This is a genomic window from Micromonospora sp. 4G55 (assembly GCF_016803375.1).
Genome location: NZ_JAEVHN010000257.1, coordinates 1 through 8,176, shown reverse-complemented (window position 1 = coordinate 8,176; position 8,176 = coordinate 1). Strand labels below are relative to the sequence as shown.

Here is an 8,176-nt window from a genome sequence, read left to right as displayed (position 1 = left end):
CTGCACCGGGTCCGCGCGGCGGTGCACGGCTACCGGGCGGTCGACCTCGCCGAGCAGCTCGCCGCGGTGGCCGAGGTGCTGCGCTCCTGCGGGGTGCGGTGCGACGTCGTACCGCCGCCGGCGGACCTGCCGCCGGGTATCGCCGCCGAGCTGGCGGCGGTGCTGCGCGAGGCGGGCACCAACGTGCTGCGGCACAGCCGGGCCGGTTGGTGCCGGATCGAGATCACCCGGGAGGGCGACGTGGCCACGATGACGGTGCGCAACGACGGGGTCGGCGCGGACGCCGGGGCGGACCGGCACAGCCACGGGCTGCGCGGCCTGACCGAGCGGCTGGCGGCGGTCGGCGGCGGGGCTGCGTACCGACCGGGCGGGCGGCGTCTTCACCCTCCAGGCGACCGTGCCGGTGAGCGCGTGATCCGGGTCCTGCTCGCCGACGACGAGGAGCTGATCCGGCAGGCCCTCGCCGCCCTGCTCGGCCTGGAGGACGACCTCGAGGTGGTGGCGCAGGCCGCCGACGGGGCGTACCGCGCTCGACGCGGCGCGGGCGCACCGGCCGGACGTCGCCGTGGTCGACCTGGAGATGCCGGCACCGGGCGGGATCGAACTCGCAGCGGAACTGGGCCGCGCCCTGCCCTCGTGCGCGGTGGTGATCCTCACCGGCCACGGCCGCCCCGGCCACCTGCGGCAGGCGCTCACCGCCGGGGCCCGCGGCTTCCTGCCCAAGGGCGCCCCGGGCGGCGCGCTCGCCGACGTGATCCGCCGGGTCCACGCCGGCTCCCGGTACGTCGACCCGGCGCTGGCCGCCGACGCGCTCACCCTCCCGCCCTGCCCGCTGACCCCACGGGAGCTGGAGACGCTGCGGCTGGCCGAGTACGGCGCCCCGGTCGCGGTGATCGCCCGGCGTACCGGGCTGGCCGCTGGCACGGTCCGCAACCACCTGTCGGCGAGCGTGCAGAAGCTCGGCGCGGCGGACCGGGCCCAGGCGGTGCGGGATCGCCCGCCGACGCCGGCTGGCTCTAGGACCCCACCAGCGGGGCCCGCGCCTCGTCGAACAGCGCCGGCCCGGCGTACGCCACCGGCGACGCCGCGTCCGCCGGTCGCAGCCCGGCCAGCTGCTCGGCGCTGAGCGCGTAGACCACCCGGCCCAGGCCGGAGCGTTCGATGGCGGTGGCGCACATCCCGCACGGCTGGCAGCTGGTGTACATCGTGGCGCGGCCCGCCTCGTCGGCGGCCAGCCGCCGGGCCGCCCAGCGGGCCAGTTTCAACTCCGGGTGCGCGGTGATGTCGTCGTCGGTCCGCTCGGTGTTGACCCCCTCGGCCAGCACCCGCCCGTCGGCGGCGACCAGCAGCGACCCGAACGGGCCGTCCCCGGCCGCCCGGGCCGTGCCGGCCAGCGCGATGGCCCGCCGCAGGTGTCGTTCGTCGGTCTCGGTCAGCACGCTCATTCCGGCCGGGTTCCCCGCCGGGGCGGCCCCCACACGCCGACTAGCCTGGCGGGCGTGCGTACCGTCGAACTGCTCTGCTCCCCGCCCCTGGAGCAGGCGGTGCGCGCCGCCTGGGACCGGCTCGCCGCCGCCGGGCTGCCCAGCCTGGCCCGGAACACCCACCCCAGCAACCGGCCGCACCTGACCCTGGCCTCGGTCGAGGCGTTCCCGGCCGGCGCCGCCGAACGCCTCGCCGACCTCGTCGACGCCGCGCTGCCCCTGCCGGTACGCCTCGACCGGATCGAGGTGCTCGACGGCAGCGCCCCGCTGGTCTGGCTGCTGCGCCCCGCCCCGGAGCTGACCGCCCTGCACGCCGCGGTCTGGGACGTGCTCGCCGACGCCGACGGGCAGCACCCGTGGCACGCCCCGGGGCGGTGGATCCCCCACCTGAGTCTCGCGCTGCGCTTTCGCGACAACGACCGGCGGCTGGCCCGGGCGGTGGCCGGTGTCGACCGGCCGGCGGGCGAGTTCGTGGCGGCCCGCAGCTACGACGGCGACACCCGGACGGTCAGGCCGCTGGGAAGGGGCTCTCCGGCAAACTGACGCGGTCCGTGGTTGCCCCAGCGCTCCCGCTGGCCCGGACCTGCCGTCGCCGATGACCGAGCGTGGTGATCGACGTCACCCGCCGTGCGGTCCGCGAGGGTCCGGCCCGATCGACCCGGCGGGGGAGGATCACCACAGGGACGGGCTGAAGGGCCCGCGACGGTGCAGGAAGGATCAGCATGAACGACCGCGGAACCGTGGACATGTGGTTCGACCCGGTCTGCCCCTGGGCGTGGGTGACCTCCCGCTGGCTGCTGGAGGTGGAGCGGGTCCGCCCGGTCGACGTCCGGTTCAACGTGATGAGCCTCGCGGTGCTCAACGAGGGCAACGACGATGTGCCCGAGCCGTACCGGGACCGACCCGACGAGTACTTCGAACTGCGCCGCCGCTCCTGGGGGCCGGTGCGGATCTGCGTCGCCGCCGCCCAGGCCCACGGACAGGGCGTGCTCCGCGACCTCTACACCGCCTTCGGCACCCGGATCCACCCGGGCGGGCAGCCGCTCGGCGACGCGCTCAACCGGGCGGCGCTGGCCGACGCCGGCCTCGACCCGGCCCTCGCCGCCGTGGCGGACAGCACCACGCACGACGACGCGGTCCGGGCCAGCCACGACGCGGGGATGAAGCCGGTCGGCACGGACGTCGGCACCCCGGTCATCCACGCCCCGGGCCCGGTGGCCGGGGAGACCGTGGCGTTCTTCGGCCCGGTGGTCACGCCGGCGCCGCGCGGCGAGGCGGCCGGTCGCCTCTGGGACGGGGTGCTCCTCGTCGCCGGCACGTCCGGCTTCTACGAGCTCAAGCGCAGCCGCGACCTCGGCCCGTCCTTCGACTGACCGACCGGGTGGGGCGCCGGGCCATCGCCGCCCGGCGCCCCGACCCCCATCGATCTTCAAGCCGGCCTCAAGTACGCCCACGCACGCTGTCCCTCGTCATCGCGGCTGAACACGGACGCGGTAGTAGTCGACCGGCAGTGAGGGACGTACTGCGATGTTGAGTTCGAGGGCCTGCACGTGCCCGGACGGTGTCCGGTGACGCGGCGCGTCGTCATCACCGGGATAGGCGTACGCGCCCCCGGTGGCAACGGCACCAAGGAATTCTGGGACCTGTTGACCGCGGGCCGGACGGCGACCCGGCGGATCTCCTTCTTCGACCCGTCGCCGTACCGGTCCCAGGTCGCCGGGGAGGCCGACTTCGACCCGGCCCGGGAGGGGCTGACGCCCCGCGAGGTCCGGCGGATGGACCGGGCGTCGCAGTTCGCCGTGGTCTGCGCCCGGGAGGCGGTCGCCGACAGCGGCCTGGACTTCGGCGCGCTGGACCCGCACCGGGTCGGCGTGAGCCTGGGCAGCGCGGTCGCCGCGGCCACCAGCCTGGAGCGGGAGTACCTGGTGCTCTCCGACAGCGGACGGCGGTGGGAGGTCGACGCCGACTACGTCTCGCCACACATGTTCGACTACCTGATTCCCAGCGTCATGCCGGCGGAGGTGGCCTGGACGGTGGCGGCCGAGGGGCCGGTGGCGATGGTCTCCAACGGCTGCACCTCCGGCCTGGACTCGGTGGGCCACGCCGTCCAGCTGATCCGTGAGGGCAGCGCGGACGTGATGCTGGCCGGCGCCTCGGACGCGCCGGTCACGCCGATCGTGGCGGCCTGCTTCGACGCCATCAAGGCCACCACCTCCCGTAACGACGACCCGGAGCACGCGTCCCGGCCCTTCGACGGCTCCCGCAACGGGTTCGTCCTCGCTGAGGGGGCGGCGATGTTCGTGCTCGAGGAGTACGCGAGCGCCCGCCGCCGCGGCGCGCACGTCTACGCCGAGGTCTCCGGGTACGCCACCCGGTGCAACGCGTACCACATGACGGGGCTCAAGGCCGACGGCCGGGAGATGGCCGAGGCGATCCGGGTGGCGCTGGACGAGTCCCGGCTGGACCCCACGGCGATCGGCTACGTCAACGCGCACGGCTCGGGCACCCGGCAGAACGACCGGCACGAGACGGCTGCCTACAAGCGCAGCCTCGGCCAGCACGCGTACGAGGTGCCGGTCAGCTCGATCAAGTCGATGGTCGGGCACTCGCTCGGCGCCATCGGGTCCGTCGAGATCGCCGCCTCGCTCCTGGCGATCGAGCACGGTGTCGTACCGCCCACAGCCAACCTGCACGAGGCCGACCCGGAGTGCGACCTCGACTACGTGCCGCTGGTCGCCCGGGAGCAGGCCGTCGACACCGTGCTGACGGTCGGCAGCGGCTTCGGCGGTTTCCAGAGCGCGATGGTGCTGCGACGGCCGGAGGTGCGGGCATGACGGGCCCGGTGGTGGTCACCGGCATGAGCGTGGCGACCCCGGTCGGGCTGGGACTCGAACGGTTCTGGACCAACGTCCTCGCCGGCCGGAACGGGATCAGCCGGATCACCCGCTTCGACGTCTCCGCGTACCCGGCCGCGCTGGCCGGGCAGATCCTCGACTTCCGGGCGGAGGAGCACCTGCCGAGCCGGCTGCTGCCGCAGACCGACGTCTCCACCCGGCTCGCCCTGGCCACCGCCGACTGGGCGATCGCCGACGCGAAGGTCGACCCGGCCACGCTGACCGACTACGACATGGGCGTCGTCACCTCGAACGCCTCCGGCGGCTTCGAGTTCACCCACCGTGAGTTCCACAAGCTCTGGTCGCAGGGACCGCAGGCGGTCAGCGTCTACGAGTCGTTCGCCTGGTTCTACGCGGTGAACACCGGTCAGATCTCCATCCGCAACAGGATGCGCGGCCCGAGCAGTGCCCTGGTGGCCGAGCAGGCCGGTGGCCTCGACGCGGTGGGGCACGCGCGCCGGACCGTACGCCGCGGCACCTCGCTCGTGGTCACCGGCGGGGTGGACTCGGCGCTCGACCCGTGGGGCTGGACGTCTCAGGTGTCCAGCGGACGGGTCAGCGCCGCCACCGACCCGGACCGGGCCTACCTGCCCTTCGACGGGCGGGCCGGCGGCTACGTTCCCGGTGAGGGCGGCGCCATCATGGTGCTGGAGGACCTCGCGGCGGCGCGCGAACGCGGCGTGCCGCAGCGGTACGGGGAGATCGCCGGCTACGCCTCCACCTTTGACCCGCCCCCCGGGTCGCCGCGCCCGCCGCCCTGCGCCGGGCCGCCGAGCTGGCCCTCGCCGACGCGGGGATCGCCCCGGATGCCGTCGACGTGGTGTTCGCCGACGCCGCGGGCGTGCCCGAGCTGGACCGGGTGGAGGCCGAGGCGATCAGCGGTCTGTTCGGCCCGCGCGGCGTGCCGGTGACCGCGCCCAAGGCGATGTTCGGCCGGCTCTACGCCGGGGGCGGCCCCACCGACCTGGTCGCCGCCCTGCTCGCCATCCGCGACGGGGTGATCCCGCCCACCACCGGCACCACCCAGGTGCCCGAGCGGTACGCCCTCGACCTGGTCCTGGACCGGCCCCGACCGGCCCCGGTCTCCACCGCCCTCGTCCTCGCCCGCGGCCGGTGGGGGTTCAACTCCGCCGTCGTCGTCCGCGCCGCCGGATGACCGGCCCGCTTTCGCACACCCGGACCACAAAGGAGCCATCCATGAGCACGATGACCATCGACGACGTGCGCCGCATCCTCGTCGCCTGCGCCGGCGAGACGGACGCGGCGGCCTTCGACGGCGACATCGACGGCGTCGAATTCGAGGAGCTGGGGTACGACTCGCTGGCGCTGATGGAGACCGCCGCGCGGATCGAGCAGGAGTACGGGGTGCGCATCCCCGACGAGCGGATCGCCGACCTGCGCACCCCCCGCGAGCTGGTCGACCTCGTCAACGGCGCCGCGGCCCGGACGTCATGACCCCGGCCGTCGGAGAGCCGATGAGCCCGTCCCGGCCGCACCAGACCGTCCACACCCGCGTCGTGGCCGCGCCCCCGGAGGTGGTCTACGAGCTGGTCGCCGACGTACGCCGGTGGCCCGTGATCTTCGAGCCGACCGTGCACGTACGGCACCTGGAGCGCACCCCGGATGTCGAACGGTTCGAGCTCTGGGCGCAGGTCAACGGCCGGGTGAACACCTGGGCGTCCCGGCGCGACCTCGATCCGGCCGGCCTGCGGGTCACCTTCCGGCAGGAGCGCAGCCAGGCACCGTTGACCTCGATGGGCGGCGACTGGACCTTCCGGCCGGTAGGCGGCGGGCGCACCGAGGTCGTGCTGACCCACCGGTTCACCGTCGACGGCGGCGAGGAGCAGCTGGCGTGGATGAACCAGGCACTGGACACCAACAGCGCCCGGGAACTGGCCGCGCTGGCCCGCGTCGCCGAACTCGGGCACCCGGTGGACGACCTGGTCTTCTCCTTCACCGACCGGGTCGTGCTGCCCGGAGTCAGCGCCGCCGACGTGTACGCCTTCGTGCGGCGCAGCGACCTGTGGCCGCAGCGGCTGCCGCACGTCGACCGGGTGTCGCTGAGCGAACCGCAGCCGGACGTGCAGGACATGGAGATGGACACGGTGACCGCCGAGGGCCGGTCGCACACCACCCGCTCGATCCGGCTCTGCCTGCCCGGGCAGATCGTCTACAAGCAGGTCGTCCCGCCGGGAATGCTCCTCGGGCACGCCGGGTCGTGGGAGTTCGCCGACGGTCCGGGCGGCGCGGAGGTCCACGCCCGACACAGCGTGGCGGTCGACCCGGAGGCGATCGACGCCGTCCTCGGCGCGGGCAGCACCCCGGCGGACGCCCGCCGCCACCTGCGGGACGTGCTCGGCCGCAACAGCCGGGCCACGCTCGAGCACGCCGGCCGGTACGCGCGGGAGCAGCCGGCCCCGCACACCGGGGGCGGGTGTGTCCCGGTGAGCGTCCCCTCGGTGGTCCCCGCCCCGGCGACCGGTGACGCGGACGGCGCGCTGACCGAGGTGGCCGACGGCGTCTTCGCGTACACCCAGCTGCCCGGCGGCTGGTGCGTCAGCAACGCCGGCGTCGTCGTCGGGTCCGACGGCGTCCTGGTGATCGACACCCTGGCCACCGAGCGACGCGCCCGGCGCCTCCGGGCGGCCGTCGACGGGATCGGTGGGGGACCCGGACGCCTGGTGGTCAACACCCATCATCACGGCGACCACAACTTCGGCAACCACGTCTTCGGCCCGGGCACCACCGTCGTCGCGCACGAACTGGCCCGTACCGAGATGGCCGACACCGGGCTCGCCCTGACCGGCCTCTGGCCCGACGTCGACTGGGGCGACGTGCGGGTCACCCTGCCCGCGGTGACGTTCGCCGACCGGCTCACCGTGCACGTCGGTGACCGGCGCGCCGAGCTGGTCCACGTCGGGCCGGCGCACACCACCAACGACGTGGTGGTGTGGCTGCCCGACGAGCGCGTCCTGTTCGCCGGGGACGTGGTCCTCTCCGGGGCCGCCCCGTTCAACCTCATGGGCTCGGTCTCCGGGGCGCTCACCGCACTCGAACGGCTCCGGAAGCTGGAGCCGCGCACCGTGGTCTGCGGACACGGGCCCGTGACGGGGCCGCAGGCCATCGAGGACAACATCGCCTACCTGCGCTGGGTCCGGGACCTGGCCGCGACGGCACACGCGGAGGGCCTCACCCCGTTGGCGGCCGCGCGGTCGGCGGACCTCGCGCCGTTCGCGCACCTGCTCGACGGCGAGCGCATCGTGGGCAACCTGCACCGCGCGTACGCCGAGATCACCGGTGGCCCGCCGGGCCGGCCGCTGGACGTCGTCGCGATCTTCGGCGAAATGGTCGCCTACAACGACGGCCGGTTGCCGACCTGCCGGGCCTGACCCGGCGCCCACGCCACCCCGCACCCCTCACGTTAGGAACGGTCGCTGTGTCCATGACAACCGCGCCGCGCGCCCGCCGGGTGTTCGCGGCAGCCGCAGCCGTCGCCGGTCTGCTCACCCTCGCCGCCCAACTGCCCGACGGCGGATCGTCCCCCGGYCMTKCTGCCCTCGCTTCGCCCCGGTGCAAAGACCACGGTCACTGCGCGACGGCGCGCTCACTCACGGCGCTGGCGGCGCTGCCGCGGCCGGGCGTCCTCCGGCCGGTGGAAGGCGTTGTTGAGCTTGCTGGTCACGAAGACCTCGGCGCGGTCCAGGCCGGAGGTGCGGACCGCCTCGCCGACCTCGGCCTCGTTGCCGTACATCTCGGCGGTGTCGATGTGTCGGTAGCCGATCTCCAGCGCCCGGCTGA

6 protein-coding genes and 3 pseudogenes are annotated in these 8,176 nt (G+C 74.7%); 7 read left to right on the top strand and 2 right to left on the bottom strand.

The genetic code is table 11. The features are described from left to right. Window positions 1–411: 411 nt before the first annotated feature. Window positions 412–1,020: pseudogene (locus JNW89_RS20340) on the top strand (DNA-binding response regulator). On the opposite strand, the gene JNW89_RS20335 reads toward JNW89_RS20340, so the two are convergent. Then, a complete protein-coding gene (locus JNW89_RS20335; RefSeq protein ID WP_238450098.1) occupies window positions 1,017–1,445 on the bottom strand; it encodes a nucleoside deaminase in 429 nt (142 codons plus the stop codon). The pseudogene JNW89_RS20340 and the gene JNW89_RS20335 sit on opposite strands and share 4 nt — an antisense overlap. A gap of 54 nt (window positions 1,446–1,499) precedes the next feature. Between JNW89_RS20335 and JNW89_RS20330 the strand changes: the two genes are divergently transcribed. The 6 genes and pseudogenes from JNW89_RS20330 (at window position 1,500) to JNW89_RS20305 (ending at window position 7,767) form a co-directional block, all read left to right on the top strand. Further along, the gene (locus tag JNW89_RS20330; protein WP_238450097.1) at window positions 1,500–2,027 is read left to right on the top strand and encodes a 2'-5' RNA ligase family protein; all 528 of its coding nucleotides are present in this window, start codon (window positions 1,500–1,502) and stop codon (window positions 2,025–2,027) included. Window positions 2,028–2,206: 179 nt separating this feature from the next. After that, window positions 2,207–2,857: a DsbA family protein gene (locus JNW89_RS20325; protein WP_238450096.1), complete on the top strand. Its 651-nt coding sequence runs from the start codon at window positions 2,207–2,209 to the stop codon at window positions 2,855–2,857. Window positions 2,858–3,052: 195 nt separating this feature from the next. Continuing rightward, a complete protein-coding gene (locus JNW89_RS20320) occupies window positions 3,053–4,318 on the top strand; it encodes a beta-ketoacyl synthase (RefSeq protein WP_238450095.1) in 1,266 nt (421 codons plus the stop codon). Then, window positions 4,315–5,534, top strand: a pseudogene (locus JNW89_RS20315) (ketosynthase chain-length factor). The gene JNW89_RS20320 and the pseudogene JNW89_RS20315 overlap by 4 nt, the downstream one beginning before the upstream one ends. 41 nt (window positions 5,535–5,575) lie before the next feature. Next, complete coding sequence (locus tag JNW89_RS20310) at window positions 5,576–5,833, top strand: acyl carrier protein (RefSeq protein ID WP_238450094.1); 258 nt, start codon at window positions 5,576–5,578, stop codon at window positions 5,831–5,833. A gap of 20 nt (window positions 5,834–5,853) precedes the next feature. After that, entirely contained in the window at window positions 5,854–7,767 is a 1,914-nt protein-coding gene (locus JNW89_RS20305) for an MBL fold metallo-hydrolase (protein WP_238450093.1), read from the top strand. A gap of 245 nt (window positions 7,768–8,012) precedes the next feature. Here JNW89_RS20305 and JNW89_RS20300 read toward each other — a convergent pair. Further along, window positions 8,013–8,176 (bottom strand): annotated as a pseudogene (locus JNW89_RS20300) (aldo/keto reductase); the annotation flags it as partial.